Origin of the sequence: Streptomyces sp. NPDC086077 (genome assembly GCF_040686175.1) — a bacterium.
Lineage (GTDB): Bacteria > Actinomycetota > Actinomycetes > Streptomycetales > Streptomycetaceae > Streptomyces.
In genome coordinates this window covers 1-23,268 of record NZ_JBFBJT010000118.1, presented here as the reverse complement: position 1 = coordinate 23,268, position 23,268 = coordinate 1, and the positions used below count along the sequence as shown (strand labels likewise).

23 protein-coding genes and 1 pseudogene are annotated in these 23,268 nt (G+C 72.2%); 16 read left to right on the top strand and 8 right to left on the bottom strand.

What is annotated here, in order from left to right:
* Window positions 1-862: ribonuclease Z (locus AB0O67_RS27720; protein WP_365455466.1), on the top strand; the 862-nt coding region annotated here is incomplete at its 5' end.
* Between the two features lie 20 nt (window positions 863-882).
* The gene (locus tag AB0O67_RS27715; RefSeq protein ID WP_365455463.1) at window positions 883-1,875 is read left to right on the top strand and encodes an adenosine deaminase; all 993 of its coding nucleotides are present in this window, start codon (window positions 883-885) and stop codon (window positions 1,873-1,875) included.
* Between the two features lie 3 nt (window positions 1,876-1,878).
* Here the strand turns inward: AB0O67_RS27715 and AB0O67_RS27710 are convergent, their stop codons facing one another.
* Window positions 1,879-3,132, bottom strand: a complete 1,254-nt coding sequence (locus AB0O67_RS27710; RefSeq protein ID WP_365455460.1) for an MFS transporter — start codon at window positions 3,130-3,132, stop codon at window positions 1,879-1,881.
* A 252-nt stretch (window positions 3,133-3,384) separates the two neighbouring features.
* Entirely contained in the window at window positions 3,385-4,167 is a 783-nt protein-coding gene (locus AB0O67_RS27705) for an IclR family transcriptional regulator (RefSeq protein WP_365455457.1), read from the bottom strand.
* 120 nt (window positions 4,168-4,287) lie between these two features.
* On the opposite strand from AB0O67_RS27705, the gene AB0O67_RS27700 reads away from it, so the two are divergent.
* The 11 genes and pseudogenes from AB0O67_RS27700 to AB0O67_RS27650 all read left to right on the top strand — a co-directional run.
* Complete coding sequence (locus AB0O67_RS27700; protein ID WP_365455454.1) at window positions 4,288-5,232, top strand: 5-dehydro-4-deoxyglucarate dehydratase; 945 nt, start codon at window positions 4,288-4,290, stop codon at window positions 5,230-5,232.
* Entirely contained in the window at window positions 5,229-6,518 is a 1,290-nt protein-coding gene (locus AB0O67_RS27695; RefSeq protein WP_365455451.1) for a glucarate dehydratase family protein, read from the top strand. The genes AB0O67_RS27700 and AB0O67_RS27695 overlap by 4 nt, the downstream gene beginning before the upstream one ends.
* A 456-nt stretch (window positions 6,519-6,974) precedes the next feature.
* Window positions 6,975-8,081: a PfkB family carbohydrate kinase gene (locus AB0O67_RS27690; protein ID WP_365455469.1), complete on the top strand. Its 1,107-nt coding sequence runs from the start codon at window positions 6,975-6,977 to the stop codon at window positions 8,079-8,081.
* Between the two features lie 148 nt (window positions 8,082-8,229).
* Window positions 8,230-9,303, top strand: coding sequence for a PhoH family protein (locus AB0O67_RS27685; protein WP_365455448.1), 1,074 nt, complete (start codon window positions 8,230-8,232; stop codon window positions 9,301-9,303).
* A 12-nt stretch (window positions 9,304-9,315) separates the two neighbouring features.
* A complete protein-coding gene (gene ybeY, locus AB0O67_RS27680; protein WP_365455445.1) occupies window positions 9,316-9,813 on the top strand; it encodes an rRNA maturation RNase YbeY in 498 nt (165 codons plus the stop codon).
* Complete coding sequence (locus AB0O67_RS27675; RefSeq protein ID WP_365455442.1) at window positions 9,810-11,117, top strand: hemolysin family protein; 1,308 nt, start codon at window positions 9,810-9,812, stop codon at window positions 11,115-11,117. Before ybeY ends, AB0O67_RS27675 begins: the two co-directional genes overlap by 4 nt.
* The gene (locus AB0O67_RS27670) at window positions 11,114-11,473 is read left to right on the top strand and encodes an MmcQ/YjbR family DNA-binding protein (protein WP_365455439.1); all 360 of its coding nucleotides are present in this window, start codon (window positions 11,114-11,116) and stop codon (window positions 11,471-11,473) included. The genes AB0O67_RS27675 and AB0O67_RS27670 overlap by 4 nt, the downstream gene beginning before the upstream one ends.
* 31 nt (window positions 11,474-11,504) lie before the next feature.
* Window positions 11,505-11,858: a cytidine deaminase gene (locus AB0O67_RS27665; RefSeq protein ID WP_365455437.1), complete on the top strand. Its 354-nt coding sequence runs from the start codon at window positions 11,505-11,507 to the stop codon at window positions 11,856-11,858.
* 210 nt (window positions 11,859-12,068) lie between these two features.
* On the top strand, window positions 12,069-12,545 hold the full coding sequence (locus tag AB0O67_RS27660) for a hypothetical protein (RefSeq protein ID WP_365455434.1): 477 nt from the start codon (window positions 12,069-12,071) through the stop codon (window positions 12,543-12,545).
* A 120-nt stretch (window positions 12,546-12,665) separates the two neighbouring features.
* The gene (era, locus tag AB0O67_RS27655) at window positions 12,666-13,619 is read left to right on the top strand and encodes a GTPase Era (RefSeq protein ID WP_365455431.1); all 954 of its coding nucleotides are present in this window, start codon (window positions 12,666-12,668) and stop codon (window positions 13,617-13,619) included.
* 48 nt (window positions 13,620-13,667) lie between these two features.
* Window positions 13,668-13,910 (top strand): annotated as a pseudogene (locus tag AB0O67_RS27650) (NAD(P)-dependent oxidoreductase); the annotation flags it as partial.
* Window positions 13,911-13,965: 55 nt separating this feature from the next.
* Here the strand turns inward: AB0O67_RS27650 and AB0O67_RS27645 are convergent.
* Genes AB0O67_RS27645 through AB0O67_RS27635 form a run of 3 tightly spaced genes read right to left on the bottom strand, consistent with a single transcriptional unit; the run spans window position 13,966 to window position 16,694 of the window.
* Window positions 13,966-15,270, bottom strand: a complete 1,305-nt coding sequence (locus AB0O67_RS27645; protein WP_365455428.1) for a GH1 family beta-glucosidase — start codon at window positions 15,268-15,270, stop codon at window positions 13,966-13,968.
* A 58-nt stretch (window positions 15,271-15,328) separates the two neighbouring features.
* The gene (locus AB0O67_RS27640; protein WP_365455425.1) at window positions 15,329-15,595 is read right to left on the bottom strand and encodes a protealysin inhibitor emfourin; all 267 of its coding nucleotides are present in this window, start codon (window positions 15,593-15,595) and stop codon (window positions 15,329-15,331) included.
* Window positions 15,596-15,638: 43 nt separating this feature from the next.
* Window positions 15,639-16,694: a M4 family metallopeptidase gene (locus AB0O67_RS27635; RefSeq protein ID WP_365455422.1), complete on the bottom strand. Its 1,056-nt coding sequence runs from the start codon at window positions 16,692-16,694 to the stop codon at window positions 15,639-15,641.
* 363 nt (window positions 16,695-17,057) lie between these two features.
* On the opposite strand from AB0O67_RS27635, the gene leuA reads away from it, so the two are divergent.
* From leuA to AB0O67_RS27620, 3 genes are all read left to right on the top strand, one after another.
* Window positions 17,058-18,779: a 2-isopropylmalate synthase gene (leuA, locus tag AB0O67_RS27630; RefSeq protein WP_365455419.1), complete on the top strand. Its 1,722-nt coding sequence runs from the start codon at window positions 17,058-17,060 to the stop codon at window positions 18,777-18,779.
* 173 nt (window positions 18,780-18,952) lie between these two features.
* Entirely contained in the window at window positions 18,953-19,648 is a 696-nt protein-coding gene (locus AB0O67_RS27625) for a TerB family tellurite resistance protein (RefSeq protein WP_365455416.1), read from the top strand.
* A 137-nt stretch (window positions 19,649-19,785) separates the two neighbouring features.
* On the top strand, window positions 19,786-20,991 hold the full coding sequence (locus tag AB0O67_RS27620; protein ID WP_365455413.1) for a sialidase family protein: 1,206 nt from the start codon (window positions 19,786-19,788) through the stop codon (window positions 20,989-20,991).
* Window positions 20,992-21,000: 9 nt separating this feature from the next.
* Here AB0O67_RS27620 and AB0O67_RS27615 read toward each other — a convergent pair whose 3' ends face one another.
* From AB0O67_RS27615 to AB0O67_RS27605, 3 genes are all read right to left on the bottom strand, one after another.
* A complete protein-coding gene (locus AB0O67_RS27615) occupies window positions 21,001-21,936 on the bottom strand; it encodes a dihydrodipicolinate synthase family protein (protein WP_365455410.1) in 936 nt (311 codons plus the stop codon).
* Window positions 21,933-22,955, bottom strand: a complete 1,023-nt coding sequence (locus AB0O67_RS27610; RefSeq protein ID WP_365455407.1) for an ABC transporter ATP-binding protein — start codon at window positions 22,953-22,955, stop codon at window positions 21,933-21,935. The genes AB0O67_RS27615 and AB0O67_RS27610 overlap by 4 nt, the downstream gene beginning before the upstream one ends.
* Window positions 22,952-23,268 (bottom strand): oligopeptide/dipeptide ABC transporter ATP-binding protein (locus AB0O67_RS27605; protein ID WP_365455404.1); only part of this gene is annotated, 317 nt, incomplete at its 5' end. The genes AB0O67_RS27605 and AB0O67_RS27610, both read right to left, overlap by 4 nt.

The following is a 23,268-nucleotide window of genomic DNA, read 5'->3' as shown; positions in this document are numbered from 1 at the left end:
CCCGACCCGGCACCGCAACCACAACGGCTACCTGCTGCGCTGGGACGGCGAGGGCATCCTCTTCGACCCCGGCGAGGGCACCCAGCGCCAGATGCTGCGTGCCGGAGTCGCCGCCCACGACCTGAACCGGATCTGCGTCACGCACTTCCACGGCGACCACTCGCTGGGCCTCGCGGGCGTCGTCCAGCGCGTCAACCTCGACCAGGTGCCCCACCCGGTCACCGCGCACTACCCCCGCTCGGGGCAGCGCTTCTTCGACCGGCTGCGGTACGCCACCGCCTACCGCGAGACCGTCGGGATCACGGAGGCGCCGGTGGACCGGGACGGGGTGCTCGCCTCCTCGGCGTCCTACCGCCTGGAGGCCCGCAAGCTCTCCCACCCGGTCGAGGCGTACGGCTATCGCCTGGTCGAGCCGGACGGGCGCCGCATGCTGCCCGAGCGGCTCGCCGCGCACGGCATCAAAGGGCCGGACGTGGGCCGCATCCAGCGTGAGGGCGCGCTCGGCGGGGTCGCCCTCGACGAGGTCAGCGAGGCGCGGCGCGGTCAGCGGTTCGCGTTCGTCATGGACACCCGGCTCTGCGACGGCGTGTACGCGCTCGCCGAGGGCTGCGACCTGCTCGTCATCGAGTCGACGTTCCTCGACGAGGACGAGGAACTCGCCGTGGAGCACGGTCACCTGACGGCCGGTCAGGCGGCGCGGGTGGCCGCGGAGTGCGGCGTGCGGCATCTCGTGCTGACCCACTTCAGCCAGCGCTACTCCGAGCCGGAGGAGTTCGAGAGGCAGGCGCGGGCCGCCGGCTACGACGGGGAGCTGAGCGTGGCGCACGATCTACTGAGAGTGCCGGTTCCGAAGCGCAGGTGAAGCGGTCGTACGATGAGGTGATGCCTCTCCCGAAAGCTGAACTGCACCTTCATATCGAAGGCACTTTGGAACCTGAGCTCGCTTTCGAGCTCGCCGCCCGCAACGACGTGAAGCTGCCCTACGCGGACACCGGCGAGCTGCGCGAGGCGTACCGGTTCGAGGATCTCCAGTCCTTCCTGAACCTGTACTACGAGCTCATGGCCGTGCTGCGCACCGAGCAGGACTTCGCGGACCTCGCGAACGCCTACTTCGCCCGGGCCGCCGCGCAGGGTGTGCGGCACGCGGAGGTCTTCTTCGACCCGCAGGCGCACCTCGAGCGGGGGGTCGGGATGGGCACGGTGGTCGAGGGTTCGGGGCGGGCGCTGGAGCGCAGCGAGCGCGAGCACGGCGTCTCCACCCAGCTGATCATGTGTTTCCTGCGCGACGAGCCTGCCGAATCGGCGATGGCGACGCTGGACTCGGCAAAGCCGTATCTGCACCGGATCACCGGGGTCGGTCTCGACTCCGCCGAGGTCGGGCATCCGCCGGTGAAGTTCCGCGAGGTGTACGAGGCCGCCGCCGCCCTCGGGCTGCGGCGGGTCGCGCACGCCGGTGAGGAGGGGCCGCCGGAGTACATCACCGAGGCCCTCGACGTGCTCGGCGTGGAGCGCGTCGACCACGGGCTGCGGTGCATGGAGGATCCGGCGCTGGTGGAGCGGCTGGTGCGGGAGCGGGTCCCGCTGACGCTGTGCCCGCTGTCCAACGTCCGGCTGCGCGCCGTCGACGTCCTCGCCGACCACCCGCTGCCCGCCATGCTCGACGCCGGGCTGCTGTGCACCGTCAACTCCGACGACCCGGCCTACTTCGGGGGGTACGCGGGCGACAACTTCGACGCCGTGCGCGCGGCCCTGGGGCTCGGCGAGGAGCGGCTGCGCGAGTTGGCCCGCAACTCCTTTCTCGCGTCCTTCCTGGAGCACGACGAGGAGCGGCGGGCACGGTATCTCGCGGAGGTCGAGGCGTACGAGTTCCCGTAGGCCTCAGGCGGTCGCGGACCCCGGTGCGGCCGCTGCCTGCCGAGGTCCCGCCGTGCCGTAGGCGTGCTGCTGGGCGGGCATCGCCGGCAGGGCGTCCACGGGGATCTCCAGCACGTCGACGACGTGCGTGGGCCGCCGGGACGCCTGCCGTGCCACCAGGGTCATCGGCACGGCGATCACCAGCAGCCCGGCGGCCAGTGCCGCGCCCATCGCCGGGAATCCGGCCTGCGCCGACAGGAGGCTGCCGGTCAGCGGGCCCGCGGCCGTGCCCAGCGAGGCGGCCGAGCCGACCAGGACCGCCCAGCGGCCGCGAGGGTCGAGGGAGGCGGCGAGGCCGATGACGTACGACAGGACGATCGGGTAGAGCGTGTTCCAGGCGATCTCGCCCGCCGCGAAGGTCGTCAGTCCGGTCGCGGACGCGCTGGCCACGATGCAGCCCGCGATGAGGCCGGTGCCGACGCCGATGGGTGCGGCGTGCCCGAGCCGTGGGCCCAGGGCCCCGGCGCCGATCACGCCCAGCAGTCCCGCGCCGAGCGCGACGGCGAAGACCGCGCCGACGGTCGCCTCGCCCAGGTGCGCCTGGGTGAGGCCGATCCTGCCGCTGACGCCCCAGAGGGCGTTCTGCGCCATCGACCAGCACGGCATCGTGGCGGCGAGGAGCAGGCCGGACCGCAGATGGGGGAGGGGCTCGCGGGGGCGGCTGACGGCGAGCGCGGGTGTCCGGGCGTGGAGCCGGCCGGTCAGCGGCCAGACGGCGAGCGCGGTCAGGGCGATCGCGGCCAGCGGGAGTCCGTGGCCGGGGCCGAGGTGCGGGACCGTCAGATAGACCGCCCCGGCGAGGGCGGAGACGCTGAGCAGGCCGAGTGTGGTGACGCGGTGCGCGTCGCGCTGAGCCGCGATCCCGCAGGCGGCGACCGCGGTCGCCGTTCCGGAGCCGAAGCCACCGGCCATCGCGCCGGCGACGACCGCGGGGACGGCGGTGGTGAGGGTGGCGCCGCCGTAGCCGAGGACGGCGAGCGCCAGTCCGGCACGGGCCAGGGCACGCGGGCCGATCCGGTCCACCCGGGAGGCCAGCAGGAACCCGGCGGCAGCCGAACTCAGCAGCAGGGCACTGCCGATGGCGCCCGCCTGGGTGGCGGAGACGGGGAGCCCGGAGTCCAGCCTGCCGACGACGGTCGGGAGGAGGTACGGGGCGAGATACCCGGCCGTGAAAAGGGCGACGAGGGGCCAGGGTGTGGTGGTGCGGGGGGCGAACACGGGCGTTCCCAGGGCATGCGAAAGGACGGCACAGGAAGGGGGATTGGGCGACGACCGTCGAGGGACAGGAACGCGCGGGCAATTTGTATCAAGCGGAGGGAGGGCGACGGGAGGTCGGGGTGGGTGATCTGGATCACCTTCTGTTTGGGATCGGCCCGGCCGGGCAGAAGAGCGCCTTCCGGCGGGCTTCCGGCTGCCCTCCAACCGGCTTCTGGACGGCTTCGGGACGGCTTCCGGTCGGCCCGCGCGCGCCTAACGCCAGTGTGCCGAGCCCCCGCCGCCCGGCACCGTCGCCTCGATCTTCGCCCTGATCTCCCGCATCACCGCGACGATCCGCTCCTCGCGCCCGGGTGCCAGCCGGGCCAGCGGTACCGAGCAGCTGATCGCGTCCTGGGCCGGGTCGTCGTAGCGCAGGGCGAAGCCGAAGCCGACGATGCCGAGCACGCCCTCCTCGCGGTCCACCGAGTAACCGCGCGCCCGCACCTCGGCGAGGTCGGCGACCAGGGAGGCGCGGGTGGTGCGGGTGTGCGGGGTGAGTGCCTCGTACGGGCCGTCGGGCAGGTCGGCGTCGGGGTGCTCCGCGAGCAGTGCCTTGCCCAGGGCGCCCACGTGTGCGGGGAGCCGACGGCCGACGCGGCTGATGGTCCGCAGGTACTCGTGCGACTCGCGGGTCGCCAGATAGGCCACGTCCCGGCCGTCCAGCCGTCCCATGTGGATGGTCTCGCCGAGAGCCTCCGACGCCTCGTCGAGGTATGGGCGCACGGCCCTGACGCGCGGGTCGGAGTCGAGGTAGCTGGTACCGGTGAGCAGGGCACGGATGCCGATGCCGTACAGGGAGCCGGTGACGTCGCTGCGCACCCAGCCGCGGGCGGCGAGGGTCTGGAGCAGCGCGTACATCGAGCTGCGGGGTACGCCGAGCTCGTCGGCCAGTTCCTGGAGCCGCGCCGGACGGTCGCCGCGCGCGGCCAGCAGCTCCAGCAACTCGACCGTTCGCGCCGCCGATTTCACCTCGCGGACGCCACCTGTCTCCGACATGTCCTGATCGTAAGCAGGGCGCCACCCTCCGGAGTGCGCTCGGGGCGCGCGAACCATTGACGGCGGCCGTTCGCCTGTCTAATCTCCGTTTTCATACATGGATAGCGTCTACACAGGGAGATGGGCGTGGGTCTCGACACCGACGTGGCGGCGGGCCTGCGGGCGGGGATGGCGGGCGGCGTGCTGTCCTTCCCGCTCACCGCCTTCCACGACGACGGCTCCCTCGACCTCGACGGCTTCCGCGCCTACCTCGCCGGGCAGCTCGCCACTGGGCCCGGCGCGGTCTTCCCCGCCTGCGGCACCGGCGAGTTCTTCTCGCTGGACGAGGACGAGTACCGGCAGGTCGTCACCGCCACCGTGGGGGAGGCGGCGGGCCGGATGCCGGTCGTGGCAGGGGTCGGCTACGGCTGGGCGCAGGCCGTACGGTTCGCGCGGATCGCCGAGGAGGCGGGGGCGGACGCTCTGCTCGTGCTGCCGCACTATCTGGTCACCGCGCCCCAGGAGGGCCTGGTCGCCCAGCTGGAGCGGATCGCCGCCGGCACCCGGCTGCCGCTCGTCGCCTACCAGCGCGGCCAGGTCGCCTACGGCACCGACGCGTTCCGCCGGATCACGCGGATCCCCGGCGTCATCGGACTCAAGGACGGCCACAGCGACCTGGACCGGCTCCAGCGCCTCACCCTCGCCGCCCCCGACGACTTCCTGTTCTTCAACGGCGCCGCCACCGCCGAGATCCAGGCCTGCGCCTACGCCGCCGTCGGCGTCCCCGCCTACTCCTCCGCCGTGCACGCGTTCGCGCCCGAGATCGCGAACGCCTTCTTCACCGCCCTGCGCACCGACGACGACGCCGTGGTGGACGAGCTGTTGCGGGACTTCTACGTGCCGCTCGTCGACCTGCGCGACCGGACGCCCGGTTACGCCGTGTCGCTGGTCAAGGCCGCGGCCCGGCTGCGCGGCCGGCCGGCAGGACCGGTCCGTGCCCCCCTCACCGACCTCTCGGCGGCCGACCTCGCCGACCTGAGGACCCTGCTCGCCACCGGACTCGACCTCGTAGGAGCCGCCCTGTGAACCTCACCGTCACGGACGTACGACTGACCCCGATCCTGGTCGCCGACCCGCCGCTGCTGAACACGCAGGGCGTCCACCAGCCGTACACGCCCCGGCTGATCGTGGAGGTGGTGACGGCGGACGGCGTGACCGGCGTCGGGGAGACCTACGGGGACACCAAGTACCTGGAGCTGGCGCGGCCCTTCGCGGAGAAGCTGAAGGGGCGGCGGGTCAGTGATCTGAACGCGCTGTTCGCCGTCGCCGACGAGGTGGCCGTGGACGCCTCGCGGGTCTCCGAGGCGGTGGACGTCGGCGGGCTGCGCGGGGTGCAGACCGCGGACAAGCTGCGGCTGTCCGTCGTCTCCGGCTTCGAGGTGGCCTGCCTGGACGCGCTCGGCAAGTCGCTCGGACTGCCCGTGCACGCGCTGCTCGGCGGCAAGGTGCGGGACACCGTCGAGTACAGCGCCTACCTGTTCTACAAGTGGGCCGAGCACCCGGCCGGCGTCCCGGCAGAGCGGGACGACTGGGGGGCCGCGCTCGATCCCGCCGGGGTCGTGGAGCAGGCGCGGAAGTTCAAGGAGCGGTACGGGTTCTCGTCGTTCAAGCTCAAGGGGGGCGTCTTCCCGCCCGACGAGGAGATCGCGGCAGTACGGGCGCTGGCGGCGGCCTTCCCCGGGCACCCGCTGCGGCTCGACCCCAACGGGGCCTGGTCCGTGGGGACGTCGGTCACGGTGGCCGAGGAACTCGGTGACGTACTGGAGTACCTGGAGGACCCGGCGCTCGGCACGCCCGCCATGGCCGAGGTCGCCGGGCGGACGGGCGTACCGCTCGCCACCAACATGTGCGTGACGACGTTCGCCGAGATCAAGGAGGCGTTCACGCGCGGTGCCGTCCAGGTGGTCCTCTCCGACCACCACTACTGGGGCGGGCTGCGCAACACCCAGCAACTCGCCGCGGTCTGCCGGACCTTCGGCGTCGGGGTGTCCATGCACTCCAACACCCACCTCGGGATCAGCCTCGCCGCGATGACCCACGTGGCGGCGACCGTGCCCGGCCTCCACCACGCCTGCGACTCCCACTACCCCTGGCAGTCGGAGGACGTGCTCACCGAACGGCTGGTCTTCGAGGACGGGTCCGTGAAGGTCCCGGACGCCCCCGGCCTGGGCGTCGAACTCGACCGGGACCGGCTCGCCCTGCTGCACCGGCGCTGGCTGGACGACGACGGCACGCTGCGCGACCGCGACGACGCGGCGGCGATGCGGGTCGCCGACCCGGAGTGGATCACCCCCGCCATGCCCCGCTGGTAGGTCCCCGGCCCGCCGGGCACCGTGCCCGCCGCAGGCTGGCGCCGCGGTGTACGGCAGCGGGCGGATCTCCGACCGGATCGGCAAGCGGCGGGGCGATCCCGACGACGGTGCTGGGGCTGGGCGGTTGCGGCACCCTGCTCGCCGTGTTCGTGTCGCCGTGGGCGGGGCTGGGGGCGCTGTGCCTGGCGGCGACGGGCTTCAAGCCGGCGTCGCCGACCCGGGCCCGTCCGACCCAGGGGGCTCCGCGACCGGGTCCTGCGACAGCGTGAAACGTCGCCGGTACGCCTCCGGGTCGCCCCCGCGCGCCTCCCCGTGGGCCCGGCGCGGGCGCACCTCTCCGCCTGGGCGCCGGGGTGTTGTCAGTGGTGTGGTGCACACTGGCCGGGTCAGTACCACGTCAGGGAGCGCACTGTGATCGGGTCCGACGGAGAGGGGCCGCTGCCCGCCGCCAGGGCGATGCCGACCATTAGGGAGGGTCGGTACTGCCACGCCCATGTCGATCCCCTGGCCGCCCTGCGCGGGCCGGGCGAGCCACCGTGGGACGTGTATCTCACCGGCAGCGTCTTCCTCGACATCATCTTCACCGGGCTCGACTCCGCCCCGGTGCGCGGGACGGAGTCCTGGGCGCGCGGGATGGGGTCGAGCCCGGGCGGCGTCGCCAACATGGCGACCGCGCTGTCCCGCCTCGGGCTGCGGACGTCCCTCGCGGCGGCCTTCGGCGACGACCACTACGGCGACTACTGCTGGGACGCCCTGGAGCGGGGCGAGGGCATCGACCTCACGCCCTCGCGCACGGTGCCCGGCTGGCACTCGTCGGTCACCGTCTCCATGGCCTACGAGGGCGAGCGCACGATGGTCTCCCACGGCCACGAGCCGCCCCCCGAGGAGCCCGCCCCCGACTGCCCGCCCCGCGCGCGTGCCGCCGTCGCCTCGCTCACCCCGAGCGAGCGCGCCCCCTGGATCGCCCAGGCCGCGAGCACGGGCACCCGCATCTTCGCCGACGTCGGCTGGGACGACACCGGCGCCTGGGACCTGGCGGGCCTGCCCGACCTCGAACACTGCGAGGCGTTCCTGCCCAACGCCGAGGAGGCGATGCGCTACACCGGCGCCACCTGCCCCCGCGCCGCCGCGCACGCCCTCACCGAACACGTGCCGCTCGCCGTGGTCACCCTCGGCGCCGACGGCGCGTACGCCGTGGACCGCCGCACCGGCGAGTGCGCCGAGGTCCCGGCGATCGCCGTCGAGGCCCTGGACCCCACCGGCGCGGGAGACGTCTTCGTCGCCGGCTTCGTCACCGGCACCCTGGCCGGCTGGCCCCTGGCGGACCGCGTCGCCTTCGCCGGCCTCACCGCCGCCCTGTCCGTCCAGGAGTTCGGCGGCTCCCTCTCCGCCCCCGGCTGGTCCGAGATCGCGGCCTGGTGGCGCAGGGTGCAGTCGTACGACGACCAGGACCCCGCGGCCCTGCGCCGGTACTCCTTCCTGGAGGACCTGATCCCGGCCACCACCCGCCCCTGGCCCCTGCGCCGCGCGGTCCCCACGATCGGCTTCGGCCGGTCCGCCTGACCCGGCCCCGCGCGCCTCATGTGCCGCACGGCGCATCGAAAAGTCCTACGGCGATGTCAGTCCTGCGGCGTACTCTGGAAATCGCCAGGCCGCCCTTGTGGCAGGCGAGTCGTATCGAGGAGGACGTGCAGGCCTTAAGCGCCGGCCCATGACTCAGACACCCACAGCTCACACCCCCGCGCAGGAGCAGGCGAGAGCACAGTTCACCGTCCCCGCCCAGCACCCCATGGTCACCGTCCTGGGGTCCGGCGACGCCCTGCTGCGTGTGATCGAGAAGGCCTTCCCGGCGGCCGACATCCACGTCCGGGGCAATGAGATCAGCGCGGTCGGGCCCGCGGCGGAAGTCGCCCTCGTCCAGCGCCTGTTCGACGAGATGATGCTGGTGCTCCGCACCGGGCAGCCGATGACGGAGGACGCAGTGGAACGCTCGATCGCCATGCTCCGGGCGACGGAGAACGGCGAGGGCGCGGAAGAGACGCCGGCGCAGGTGCTCACCCAGAACATTCTGTCCTCACGCGGCCGCACGATCCGCCCCAAGACCCTCAACCAGAAGCGGTACGTCGACGCGATCGACAAGCACACGATCGTCTTCGGCATCGGCCCCGCCGGCACCGGCAAGACCTACCTCGCCATGGCCAAGGCGGTGCAGGCCCTGCAGTCCAAGCAGGTCAACCGCATCATCCTGACCCGCCCGGCGGTCGAGGCCGGCGAGCGCCTCGGCTTCCTCCCCGGCACGCTCTATGAGAAGATCGACCCCTACCTGCGCCCGCTCTACGACGCGCTGCACGACATGATCGACCCGGACTCCATCCCCCGTCTGATGGCCGCCGGGACGATCGAGGTCGCGCCGCTCGCCTACATGCGCGGTCGCACGCTCAACGACGCCTTCATCATCCTGGACGAGGCCCAGAACACGAGCCCCGAGCAGATGAAGATGTTCCTCACCCGCCTCGGCTTCGAGTCGAAGATCGTGATCACGGGTGACGTGACCCAGGTCGACCTGCCCGGCGGTACCAAGTCCGGTCTGCGCCAGGTGCAGGAGATCCTGGAGGGCGTCGAGGACGTCCACTTCTCCCGGCTGTCGTCCCACGATGTCGTCCGGCACAAGCTGGTGGGCCGTATCGTCGACGCGTACGAGAAGTTCGACAGCCAGAACGGCACGGAGAACGGCACACACCAGGGCCGTGGCAGGTCCGGCGCCAAGGGCACCAAGGGGAAGTAGACCAGCACGACCATGTCGATCGACGTCAACAACGAGTCCGGAACCGAGGTCGACGAGCAGGCGATCCTCGACATCGCCCGCTACGCGCTCGCACGGATGCGCATCCACCCGCTCTCCGAACTCTCGGTGATCGTCGTGGACGCCGACGCCATGGAGCAGCTGCACATCCAGTGGATGGACCTGCCGGGTCCGACCGACGTCATGTCCTTCCCGATGGACGAGCTGCGCCCGCCGGCGAAGGACGACGACGAGCCGCCGAACGGTCTGCTCGGCGACATCGTGCTGTGCCCGGAGGTCGCCACCAAGCAGGGGGCCGAGGCCCCGACGCAGCACTCCATGGACGAGGAGCTCCAGTTGCTCACCGTCCACGGAGTGCTGCACCTGCTCGGGTACGACCACGAAGAGGCCGACGAGAAGGCCGAGATGTTCGGCCTACAGGCAGCCATCGTGGACGGCTGGCGTGCGGAGAAGGGCCTCACCGGCCCCTCCCCGGCCCCCACCGTGTCATGAGCCTCCCGCTGGTCACCGGCGCCGTCGCGCTGGTCGTCGTCGCCTGGCTCGCCGCCTGCGCGGAGGCGGGCCTCGCCCGCGTCTCCAGCTTCCGCGCCGAGGAGGCCGTACGCTCCGGCCGGCGCGGCGGCGCCAAGCTCGCCCAGGTCGCCGCTGACCCCACCCGCTATCTCAACGTGGCGCTGCTTGTCCGCGTCGCCTGCGAGATGGCCGCGGCCGCGCTGATCACCTACGCCTGCCTGAACGAGTTCGCCAGCACCACCGAGGCGCTGCTGATCGCCATCGCGGTCATGGTCCTCGTCTCGTACGTCGCGGTCGGCGTCTCGCCGCGCACCATCGGCCGCCAGCACCCGCTGAACACGGCCACCGCGGCGGCCTACGTCCTGGTTCCGCTGGCCCGGATCATGGGCCCGATCCCGTCGCTGCTGATCCTCATCGGCAACGCCCTCACCCCGGGCAAGGGCTTCAGGCGCGGCCCGTTCGCCTCGGAGGCGGAGCTGCGCGCCCTGGTCGACCTCGCCGAGGCGGAGTCCCTGATCGAGGACGACGAGCGCCGTATGGTGCACTCGGTCTTCGAGCTCGGCGACACCCTCGTACGGGAGGTGATGGTCCCGCGCACCGACCTCGTCGTCATCGAGCGTTACAAGACCATCCGCCAGGCCCTGACCCTGGCGCTCAGGTCCGGTTTCTCGCGTATCCCGGTGACCGGGGAGTCCGAGGACGACATCGTCGGGATCGTGTATCTGAAGGACCTGGTCCGCAAGACGCACATCAGCCGGGAGGCCGAGAGCGAGCTGGTCTCGACGGCCATGCGGCCCGCCGTCTTCGTGCCGGACACCAAGAACGCCGGTGACCTGCTGCGCGAGATGCAGAAGGAGCGCAACCACGTCGCCGTCGTCATCGACGAGTACGGCGGCACGGCCGGGATCGTCACCATCGAGGACATCCTGGAGGAGATCGTCGGCGAGATCACCGACGAGTACGACCGGGAGCTGCCGCCCGTGGAGCCCCTCGGCGAGGGCCGCCACCGGGTCACCGCCCGCCTCGACATCGGCGACCTCGGCGAGCTGTACGGGCTGGAGGCGTACGACGACGAGGACGTGGAGACGGTCGGCGGGCTGCTGGCCAAGGCGCTGGGCCGCGTCCCGATCGCCGGGGCCACGTCCGTGGTCGAGCTGCCGGACGGCCGGCGACTGCGGCTCACCGCCGAGGCCGCCGCCGGACGCCGGAACAAGATCGTGACCGTGCTCGTGGAGCCGGTGGCCGCCACGCAGGCGCCGGAGGAGGAGACGAAGCCGGAGTGACGCCCCAGGAGCTGCGCGCCTTCTGTCTGTCCTTCGACGCGGCCGTCGAGGAGTTCCCGTTCGGGCCGGAGGCCTCGGTGTTCAAGGTGCTGGGCAAGATGTTCGCGCTGACCTCCCTGGACGCCCGCCCGCTCACGGTGAACCTCAAGTGCGACCCGCAGGACGCGGTGCGCCTGCGCGCCGACCACCCGGGCCTGATCGCCCCCGGCTGGCACATGAACAAGCGGCACTGGAACACCGTGAAGGTGGACGGCTCGCTGCCCCGTCGCCTGGTCCGGGAGCTGATCGAGGACTCCTACGACCTCGTGGTGGCCGGGCTGCCGCGGGCCGAGCGGCTGCGCCTGGACCGCCCCTGAACCCGGCCGCCGGCCTCCGTATGCTCGGGACATGACCGACAGCAACGCGCTTGACCCCGAGGACCGCAAGATCGTCACCCTGGCCCGCTCGGCCCGGGCCCGCAACGGCGTCCCCGAGGGGGCCGCCGTACGGGACGAGACGGGGCGTACGTATGTCGCCGGGACCGTCGACCTGGACTCGCTGAAGCTCAGCGCCCTGCGAACCGCCGTGGCCATGGCGGTGGCGTCGGGCGCCAAGTCGCTGGAGGCGGCGGCGGTCGTCACGGAGGACGAGTCCGCGTCCGCGGAGGACCTGGCGGCCGTTCGGGATCTGGGCGGGCCACGGACACCGGTGCTCGTCGCCGGGCCCGACGGGGCCGTACGACTGACCGTCTCCGCGGGCTGAGGGGGCGCGCCCGTAGCGCACAGGTCGTCGAAGGCCGGAAATACGCCTTGCCGCCGTGCGCCACTCGCGTATCAATGGAATCGTAAGTTCCGACGGACCGTCAGATATGAGCCGTGCTGCGCGTCCGCACCCCGCTGCGCGGGTGGTCCGCCGGTGTTCCTCCCGCCCATCCCCCACATGGCATTCCCCACACGGGAAGGGAGCCCCCCCATGAGAGGCAAGCGCATTGCGTCCGGTGCGGCACTGACGATCGGCGCCTTGGCGGTGACCGGTGTACTCCTCGCACCCGCGGCCCTGGCCGTCACGCCGGAATCGGCGACCCTCACCGCCGACTGCGGCGGCTTCGGCGGCGGCGAGGGCACCCTCACCGCCACCCAGGACGGCGCCGCGGCCACCATGACCCTCACGTCCACCGCGATCACCGCACCCATCGGTCTCGGGGCGGACTCGATCGCCTCCACGCTCACCCTGGTCAAGGGAGCCGGCGGCACCACCGCCTTCACCGGCACGAAGAACCCGGCGATGGCGGCCGGCGACCCCGTCACCGTGGGTCCGCTCAGCGGCACCGTCGCCTCCGGCGACAGCCTGGAGGCCTTCGGCGGTTCGCTGAAGATGACCGTCTTCGGCATCACCATCACCTGCACGGCGACAGGGCCGCAGTCGCCCGGACCGTTCGTGTTCGACTGATCCACCGACGGGCGTGGCCCCGGTCGTCCAGGGCGCCGGGGTCACGCCCACCGGTCCGCCCGGCGGGCAGTCCCGTCACGCTGTGCGGCTGGGCTTCGGCGATCAGGGAGAATGGGCGCCATGAGCGTTCGTACCCCGTCATCCGAGCAGCCGGCCGAGACTGTCCACCGGGCCGGCTTCGCCTGCTTCGTGGGCCGCCCCAACGCGGGCAAGTCCACCCTCACGAACGCACTGGTCGGGCAGAAGGTCGCGATCACCGCGAACCAGCCGCAGACCACGCGGCACACGGTGCGGGGCATCGTGCACCGGCCCGACGCCCAGCTGATCCTGGTGGACACCCCGGGGCTGCACAAGCCGCGCACGCTGCTCGGCGAGCGGCTCAACGACGTGGTACGCACGACCTGGGCCGAGGTCGACGTGATCGGCTTCTGCCTGCCGGCGAACGAGAAGATCGGCCCCGGCGACCGGTTCATCGCCAAGGAGCTCGCGGGGATCAAGAAGTCGCCCAAGGTCGCGATCGTCACGAAGACCGACCTGGTCGACAGCAAGACGCTGGCCGAGCAGCTGATCGCCATCGATCAGCTCGGCAAGGAGCTGGGCATCGAGTGGGCCGAGATCGTGCCGGTGTCGGCGGTCGGGGACAAGCAGGTGAAGCTGCTGGCGGACCTTCTCGTCCCGATGCTCCCCGAGGGCCCCGCCCTCTACCCCGAGGGCGATCTGACCGACGAGCCCGAGCAGGTCATGATCGCGGAACTGATCCGTGAGGCCGCGCTGGAGGGCGTACGCGACGAGCTGCCGCACTCGATCGCCGTCGTCGTCGAGGAGATGCTCCCGCGCGAGGACCGCCCGGCGGACAAGCCGCTCCTCGACATCCACGCCAACGTCTACATCGAGCGCCCCAGCCAGAAGGGCATCATCATCGGTCCCAAGGGCAAGCGCCTGAAGGAGGTCGGCATCAAGTCCCGCCGCCAGATCGAGGCGCTGCTCGGCACCCCCGTCTTCCTCGACCTGCACGTGAAGGTGGCCAAGGACTGGCAGCGCGACCCGAAGCAGCTGCGCAAGCTGGGCTTCTAGGGCCCTGGGCCTGGTGCCCAGCGGCTCCGGACGGCGGACCACGTGCACGTCGCGCAGGGCCTGCCGCGTCTGCCGTGGGCACCGGGAGCCACCGGCCGGCCCTACAACATCGCCGACGACGCTCCTGTCACGACGGTCGAGTTGCACCAGCTCAACGGCGTCGAGGTCCCAGCGGAACTGCACACCCGCACGGTTCCCGACCCGTGGTACGGGATCATGTCGACCGAACGGATCCGGCGGGAGCCCGGTTTCCGGCCGCACTTCCCGACCGTCCGGTCCGCCCGCGACGCCGTCCAGCCACGCCCGACCTGTGCGGTGGGCTCGGCGGGAGCGGTCGGGACGTCCTTCATCCCTGGGCCCGCAGCATCTCCCGGAACCAGCGGTAGGAGGCCTTCGGCGTGCGCTCCAGCGTCTCGTGGTCCACGTGCACCAGCCCGAACCGGCGCGCGTACCCCTCGGCCCACTCGAAGTTGTCCAGCAACGACCACACGAAGTAGCCGCGTACGTCCACGCCCGCCGTCAGCGCCGCGTGCAGCGCGCGCACATGGCCGTCCAGGTAGGCGATCCGCGCCTGGTCGTCGAGCCCCTCGTAGGAGCACCCGTTCTCGGTGATGACCACCGGCGGCAGTCGGTCGCCGTAGCGGTCCCGGAAGCCGGTGAGCAGCTCGGTGAGCCCCTCGGGCACCACGGGCCAGCCGAAGTCCGTCACCGGGACGCCCTCGATCTCCCGCACCGAGAAGGGCAGTTCCGCCGGCAGCCGCACGCCGCCGAACTCGATCTCCGCGCCCTGGGGCGCCCCCACCCGCGTCGGCGCGTAGTAGTTGATCCCGTACCAGTCGACCGGCTCGGCGATCACCTTCAGGTCGGACGCCACGTCCCCCGGCATCAACTCGCCGAGGCCGGCCGGGTATTCGCCCAGCAGCAACGGGTCGGCGAAGAGCCGGTTCAGCAGGACGTCGTAGAAGCCGGCCGCCTCCACGTCCGCGCTCTCCCGGGACGCGGGCCAGGTCGGTCCGTGCGAGTTGGCGATCCCGACGTCCGTGGCGCCGGCCGCGCGCAGGGCCCGCACGGCCAGCCCGTGGGCAAGGAGCTGGTGGTGGGCCACCGGCAGCGCGTCGAACAGCAGTTGTCCGCCGGGCGCGTGGACGCCGAGCGCGTGGCCGAGCAGTGTGTGTTCGGCGGGCTCGTTGAGAGTGATCCACTTCGGGACCCGGTCGCCGAGCCGCTCCGCGACGACCGCCACGTGGTCCGCGAACCGCGCGGCCGTGTCCCGCTCCAGCCAGTCGAGCCCCACCGGCAGGTCCCAGTGGAAGAGCGTGGGGACCGGCCGCACGCCCGCCGCGCACAGCTCGTCCACCAGCCGGTCGTAGAAGCCGAGGCCTCCGGGCGAGCGCACCCGCGGCCAGGAGATCGAGAACCGGTACGCGTCGACCCCGAGGTCCGCCAGGAGCGCCACGTCCTCGCGGTAGCGGTGGTAGTGGTCACAGGCCACCGCCGCGGTGGAACCGTCCTTCACCCGTCCCGGCTCGGCCGTGAAGGCGTCCCACACGGACGGCTCGCGCAGCTCCGTCGCGCCCTCGATCTGGTGCGCGGACGTCGAGACGCCCCACAGGAAGCCGGCCGGGAACTGGGGTACGGGGTTCGTCGCCATGCGCGGATCATCGGTACCGCCGGTAATCGAAGTCAACGCCCCGGGGAAAGAACAGGAGTTACGCACCTTCCTTGAGCACCCGGGAGATCAGCCTGCGCTGTTCCTCGGTCAGCCGGGGGTCCGCGCAGTACACCGTCCTGCCGTCCACCGTGATCCGGTAGCCGAAGCCGTCCGGCACCCCGGCGGGCGGCGTGCCCCCGCCCGCCGCGAGCGCCCGCTCCGCGAGGGCGTGCCACTCGTGCGCGTCGGGCCGCCCCGAGGTGTTCACCTCGGCGTGCCGCTCGACGCCCGCGAACCCGCCCGTGCGCCGCACCTGAATACGCATGGTTCCCTGTCTAGTACGAACCCGCCCGGCAGGAAACGGGGGGCTACAGCGTCCGCACGCCGACCTGCTCCCAGGCTTTGGCCACCGCCCGCAGCTCGTCGCTGCCGTCGCCGAACCGGGCCCTGGCGGCGGAGACGGTCAGCGTGGCGAACTCGGCGAACATCGCGTCCTCCTTCAGCTCGCCACCGGTCAGCACGTCGTACCAGACCTGCCCGGCCCGCTCCCAGGCGTGCCCGCCGAGGGCGGTGGCGGCCAGGTAGAAGGCGTGGTTGGGGATGCCCGAGTTGATGTGGACGCCGCCGTTGTCGCGGCCGGTGCGGACGTAGTCGTCCATCGTCGCGGGCTGCGGGTCCTTGCCGAGCACGTCGTCGTCGTACGCCGTGCCCGGAGCCTTCATCGAGCGCAGGGCCACCCCGGTCACGCGCGGGGCGAGCAGTCCCGCGCCGATCAGCCAGTCGGCCTCGGCGGCGGTCTGGCCGAGCGTGTACTGCTTGATCAGCGCGCCGAAGACGTCGGAGACGGACTCGTTGAGGGCGCCGGGCTGGCCGAAGTAGGTCAGGTTCGCCGTGTACTGGGTCACGCCGTGGGCGAGTTCGTGGCCGATGACGTCGATCGGGATGGTGAAGTCGAGGAAGATCTCGCCGTCCCCGTCGCCGAAGACCATCTGCTCGCCGTTCCAGAAGGCGTTGTTGTACTGCTCGTCGTAGTGCACGGTCGCGTCGAGCGGGAGCCCGGCGCCGTCGATGGAGTCGCGGCCGTAGGCCTTGAGGAACAGCTCGAAGGTGGCGCCCAGACCCGCGTAGGCGCGGTTGACCGTGGCGTCCTTGCCGGGTTCGCCGCCCTCGCCGCGGACCTTCTTGCCGGGCAGGTCCGTACGGTGCTCGGCGTCGTGGACTGTGCGGTGCGGCTTGCCTTCGGCGGCCGCGGCGGGCGGGGCGACCGAGGGGGCGCCGAGGACCGTGGTGAGGCGGCGGTGGGTGCGCTCGTAGGCGTCGCGCTGGAGGGTCCGGCGGGCCGGGCCGGAGAGGGCGGCGTCCCCGGACCGGGCGAGCTTGTCCAGGACGTGCGGCGGGACGATGGTGCAGAAGGTCGCGGTCATGCCCGCACGATCGCACCGAGTCAGCGGTGTGTCACCATCCGTGACCTTGATTGGTGAAATATGGGGATGTGACGGCCGTAGACGGTCGCGCTGTGTTATTCCGTGCGGCGGTGTGGGGGTTCTCGCGCAGTTCCCCGCGCCCCTTTCCGGCACTGGGTCCCGCATACTGATACAGGACCGCGCGTTTCGGGAGGGCTCGGCTAGCATGCTGCGCATCATGCGTTTCGGGCTGCTTCTTCTTAGCTGCCGCGGCGAGGGCCTGTAGTCGAGGCCGACCCCCTCCCCGCGGAGCTTGGCGTTGCGTCGTCGGCCGTCCTTCCGGACACCGGATTCCACCGGATTTCTCGAGGAGCCCACGCCACCATGGCACATCGCCAGCAGCCCAGTTCCATGCCGGTCCACAAGTACGGCAAGTACGACCAGGTCGACATCCCCGACCGCACGTGGCCGCAGAACCGGATCACCACCGCCCCCCGCTGGCTCTCCACCGACCTGCGCGACGGCAACCAGGCCCTGATCGACCCCATGTCGCCGGCGCGCAAGCGCGCGATGTTCGATCTGCTGGTCAGGATGGGTTACAAGGAGATCGAGGTCGGCTTCCCGGCCTCCGGTCAGACCGACTTCGACTTCGTACGGTCGATCGTCGAGGACGAGGACGCGATCCCGGACGACGTCACCATCTCGGTGCTGACGCAGGCCCGCGAGGACCTGATCGAGCGGACCGTGGAGTCCCTCAAGGGTGCCAGGCGCGCCACCGTCCACCTGTACAACGCCACGGCGCCGGTATTCCGCCGGGTGGTCTTCCGCGGTTCCAAGGACGAGATCAAGCAGATCGCCGTCGACGGCACCCGGCTGGTGATGGAGTACGCGGAGAAGCTGCTCGACCCGGAGACCGAGTTCGGCTACCAGTACAGCCCGGAGATCTTCACCGACACCGAGCTGGACTTCGCGCTGGAGGTCTGCGAGGCGGTGATGGACGTCTGGCAGCCCGGTCCGGGCCGCGAGATCATCCTCAACCTGCCGGCGACCGTCGAGCGCTCCACGCCCTCCACGCACGCCGACCGCTTCGAGTGGATGGGCCGCCACCTCTCCCGCCGCGAGCACGTCTGCCTGTCGATCCACCCGCACAACGACCGCGGTACGGCCGTGGCGGCGGCCGAGCTGGCGCTGATGGCCGGCGCCGACCGGGTCGAGGGCTGTCTGTTCGGGCAGGGCGAGCGCACCGGCAACGTCGACCTGGTCACCCTGGGCATGAACCTGTTCTCGCAGGGCGTCGACCCGCAGATCGACTTCTCCGACATCGACGAGATCCGTCGCACGTGGGAGTACTGCAACCAGATGGAGGTCCACCCGCGCCACCCGTACGTGGGCGACCTGGTCTACACGTCCTTCTCCGGCTCCCACCAGGACGCCATCAAGAAGGGCTTCGACGCCATGGAGGCCGACGCGGCGGCCCGGGGCGTCACCGTCGACGACATCGAGTGGGCGGTGCCGTACCTGCCGATCGACCCCAAGGACGTCGGCCGCTCCTACGAGGCGGTCATCCGCGTGAACTCGCAGTCCGGCAAGGGCGGGATCGCGTACGTGCTGAAGAACGAGCACAAGCTGGACCTGCCGCGCCGGATGCAGATCGAGTTCTCGAAGATCATCCAGGCGAAGACGGACGCCGACGGCGGCGAGGTCACCCCGAAGGACATCTGGGCCGTCTTCGAGGACGAGTACCTGCCGAACCCGGAGAACCCGTGGGGCCGGATCCAGGTCAGGACCGGTCAGTCGACGACCGACACCGACGGCGTGGACAAGCTCACCGTCGAGGCCACCGTCGACGGCGAGGACACCGTCCTGTCCGGCACCGGCAACGGCCCGATCTCGGCGTTCTTCGACGCCCTGCAGTCGATCGGCATCGACGTACGGCTGCTGGACTACCAGGAGCACACGATGAGCGAGGGTGCCTCCGCGCAGGCCGCCTCGTACATCGAATGCGCGATCGAGGACAAGATCCTCTGGGGGATCGGCATCGATGCGAACACGACACGTGCGTCGCTGAAGGCGGTCGTCTCGGCCGTCAACCGGGCGACTCGCTGACCCCTCTGACCGGGCGTTTCGGGGTCCCGTCCGCCGATTTCCGGCGGACGGGACCCCGTCGTTTACCAGCCAGGTCACGGAGAGGTCTCGTCCGGGGTACTGACTCCACCTCACGGATGTGGCTAACATCACGCCAGCGCGGCGATGTTGCCGTGGGGTTACGGAGGTGCGACGTGCTGCCAGTCCGGGGACGAAACGGCCGTGCCGCCAGGCGTGCGCGCGTACTGGGCACCCGCACCGCGTGGACGGCCGTCGGGGACGGCGAGTTCTTCTGCCCCGGCTGCGGGGGCGACCGCAACTACCAGCGGCTGACCGGGCGTCGCCGCTTCACGCTGCTCGGCCTGCCCGTGCTGCCGCGCGGTGACACAGGGCCCGTCGTGGAGTGCGCGGCCTGCCGTCGGCACTTCGGCACCGACGTCCTCGACCACCCCACCACGACCCGCTTCTCCGCGATGCTCCGCGACGCCGTGCACACCGTCGCCCTCGCGGTGCTGGCCGCGGGCGGCACACGCACCCGCCCGTCGCTCACCGCGGCCGCCGGCACGGTCCGCGCGGCCGGGTTCGACGACTGCACCGAGGAGCAGCTGAACGCGCTCGTCGAGGCGCTGGCCGCGGACACCGGACGGGTCTTCGGCGCACCCTGCGGCCCGGGGCTGGCCATAGAGCTGCACGAGGCCCTCGACCCGCTCGCCCCGCATCTCGCCCCGGCGGGACGGGAGTCGATCCTCCTCCAGGGCGCCCGCATCGCCCTTGCCGACGGCCCCTACACGGCCGCCGAACGCGAGGTCCTCGCCACCGTGGGCGCCGCCCTCACGATCACTTCGGACGAGGTGACCCGCCTGCTGGCGACGGCCCGCACGCCCTCCTGACCCTCCCGCGGCCCGCACCAGGGCGAGCGGAGGGCGGGTGACCGGGCACGACTGATGATCGTGGCGTGCGGGAGCGAGCCGGTGATCCGGGGACGATAGGACCGGCATCCTGTCACCGACCCCGAGGGGCCCGCCCGATGAGACCGCCCAGACGTGCCTTCCTGACCGCCGCCGCCGTCCTCGTCCCGCTCGTGTTCAGCCCGTTCACCGTCACCCTGCCGGCCTCCGCCGCCCGCTGCACCTCCTCGGTGCCCTACGCCGCCGGTACGGGCGGCTACCTGGCCTACCGCATCCCGGCGGCCGTCACGACCGGCAAGGGCACGGTCCTGGCCTTCGCCGAAGGCCGGCGCGGCGGTTCGAGCGACTCCGGCGACATCGACGTCCTCGTGCGGCGCTCCCTCGACGGCGGCTGCACCTGGGGCCCGCTCACGGTCGTGGCCGCCGGGAACGGGAACACCCGCGGCAACCCGGCACCCGTCGTCGACCCGCGCACCGGTGACGTCGTGCTGCTCACCTCCTACAACAGCGGCGCCGTGACGGAGGCGCAGATCATGCGGGGCGAGGTGACGCCGGAGCAGAGCCGCCGGGTGTTCGTGCAGCGCAGCACGGACGACGGGCGCACCTTCAGCCCGCCGCAGGAGATCACCAGGTCGGTGAAGCGGGCCGGCTGGCGCTGGTACGCCACCGGCCCCGGGCACGCCGTCGCCCTCACCCGCGGCCCGCACGCCGGCCGTCTGGTGGTCCCCGCCAACCACTCCGTCGCCCCGCCCGCCGGTTCCCCCGACACCGGTGAGGAACCCCGGTACTACGGCGCCCACGCCCTCTACAGCGACAACGGCGGCGCCACCTGGCGGCTGGGCTTCGTGGACGACTCCTACGACGGCTACGACAACGCCAACGAGAGCACGGCCGCCGAACTCCCCGACGGCACGCTCTACTTCTCCGCCCGCGACCAGCACGGCACCAGCGCCGGCCACCGCCTCGACAGCTGCTCCAGCGACGGCGGCCGCACCCTCGACCGGCCCTACAAGGTCCAGCCCACCCTGAGCGACGTGCCCATCGTCCATGCGAGCGTCCTCCAGCCCGACGCCCCGGACGCCCCGTTGCTCTTCTCCGGCCCGTCCGTCCCCACCGCCCGGCAGGCCATGGCGGTGTGGCGCAGCACGGACGCCGGCGCGACCTTCGCCAAGACGCTGACCCTGTCCGGGCAGCCCGCGGCCTACTCCGACCTGGTGCAGGTCGGCCCGGACACGCTCGGCGTGCTGTACGAGACGGGGGCGCAGGGGACGTACGAGCGGATCGAGTTCCGGACGGTCCCGCTCGCCGACCTCTCCCGGTCCTAGGCACTGCGGTCAGAGCAGTCCCGCCGCCGCGAGGTACTTGCCCACCCGCTCCACCTCCTCCGGCGACAGCGGCACCTGAGGCTCCGCCGTCGCCGGGCAGTCGATGACCCCGCGCAGATGCAGCGCCGCCTTGAACGCGCCGAGCCCCGAGGAGCTGTTGCCCATCCGGGCGGGGGCACCGACGCCGACGAGGCCGAACAGGGCGCACAGCCGCTCCTGCTCGGCACGGGCGCGTTCCCGGTCGCCCGCCCGGCACAGCCGGTAGAGCCGGACGTAGCCGTGCGGGTCCACGTTCGCCAGACCGGGCACCGCCCCGTCCGCGCCCATCGCGAGGGCCGCGTCCACGACGGTCTCGGAGCCGGTCAGCACGCTGAAGCCGGAGGCGCCGCCATGGGCCTGAACGCCGGTCAGGACCTGGCGGAAGCCGGCCATGTCCCCGCTGGAGTCCTTCAGCCCGGCCAGTACCCCGTCGGCGGCCAGCTCCAGGACCAGCTCGGCGGGGAGCTTGGTGTGGACGGCGACCGGGATGTCGTACGCCAGGACGGGCACCGGGGAGGCGGCGGCGACGAGCCGGTAGTGGCGAGCGATCTCCGCCGGGTGGGTGCGCGTGTAGAAGGGCGCGGTGACGACGACCGCGTCCGCGCCCGCCGCCGCGACGGCCCGGACGTGGTCCAGGACGCGCGGGGTCGTCATGTCGATGGCGCCGGCCAGCAGTGGGAGCCGCCCGCCGAGGTGACCGGCGACGGTCTCCACGACGAGGGCGCGCTGCCGGTCGGTGAGGTAGGCGGCCTCGGAGGTGGAGCCGAGGACGAACAGCCCGTGCACGCCGCCGGCCACCAGGTGGTCGACCAGCCTCAGCAGTGAGCGGACGTCCACCTCGCGCTCCGGTGTCAGGGGCGTGCAGACGGGCGGGACGACACCGGTGAGCGGAGTGGTGAGGGTCATGCGGGTTCCTTTGGTGCCTGGGCCTGGCCGACGAGTTCTCGGGTCGACTCTTCCTCTCCCACCGGATGGTGGCACCGGAAACGATGCGTCGGAGTGGCGGCGACGGAGAACTCGGGCATCGACTCGGCGCACACCCCGTCGGCCTTCCAGCAGCGGGTGCGGAACGGGCAGCCGCTCGGCGGCCGGGTGGCCGACGGGACCGGGCCCGCCAGCGGGATCGGGTCGATCGGGTCGAGCAGGCCGGGAGTCGCGGAGAACAGGGCGCGGGTGTACGGGTGGCGGGCCCGGTCCGTCACCCGGCCGGCCGGGGCCACCTCCACGATCCGGCCGAGGTACATGGTGATCACCCGGTCGCTCATCCGCCGCACCGTCTGGATGTCGTGCGACACGAACACCAGCGCGAGCCCCAGCCGCTCCTTCAGGTCCAGCAGCAGGTTGAGGATCTGGGCGCGCACCGACACGTCCAGCGCGCTGGTCGGCTCGTCCGCGACCACCAGCTCGGGGTCCAGGGCGAGCGCGCGGGCGATGGCGACGCGCTGCCGCTGACCGCCGGAGAGCTGGCCCGGCAGCCCGTCGGCCAGCGCCTTCGGCAGACCGACCAGCGCCATCAGCTCGCGCACCCGCTCCTCGCGCCCGGCGGCCGTGCCGCGCCCGTGCACGTCCAGTGGGTCGCGCAGGATCTGCCGTACCGTCAGCCGCCGGTTCAGGGCGGTCGACGGATCCTGGAAGATCATGCCGGTGTGGCTGCCGATGGCCGTCCGGCGCTCGCCGGGCCCCATGGCCCACAGGTCGCGGCCCTGGAAGGAGACCGTCCCGGACGTCGGCGGCTGCACGCCCACCAGCACCTTCGCCAGCGTCGACTTGCCGCAGCCGGACTCGCCGACCACGCCGACCGTCTCGCCGGGCGCGATGGTCAGGTCCGCGCCGGTCAGGGCGTACACCCTGTCGCGGGTGAACAGCCCGCCGCCGCGGGCCTTGTGCACGACGTGCACGTCGGCGAGTTCCACCAGTGCGCTCACGTGACGACCTCGTTCTCCGCCTCGCCGGTGTTCATCAGCAGGATCGCCGGATGGTGGCAGGCGGCCGTGTGCGTCCGGGTACCCACCAGAGCCGGGGCCGTGGTCCGGCAGACCTCGTCCGCCATCGGGCAGCGGTCCGCGAACCGGCAGCCCGCCGGGAAGTCCGCCGGGGACGGCACGACGCCCTTGATCTGCGTCATCCGCTCGGCCGCCCCCTCCAGCGACAGCACGCTGCCGAGCAGCCCGCGCGTGTAGTGGTGGGCCGGCGCCTCGACCAGGTCGGCGGTCACGCCGGTCTCCACGATCTGCCCGC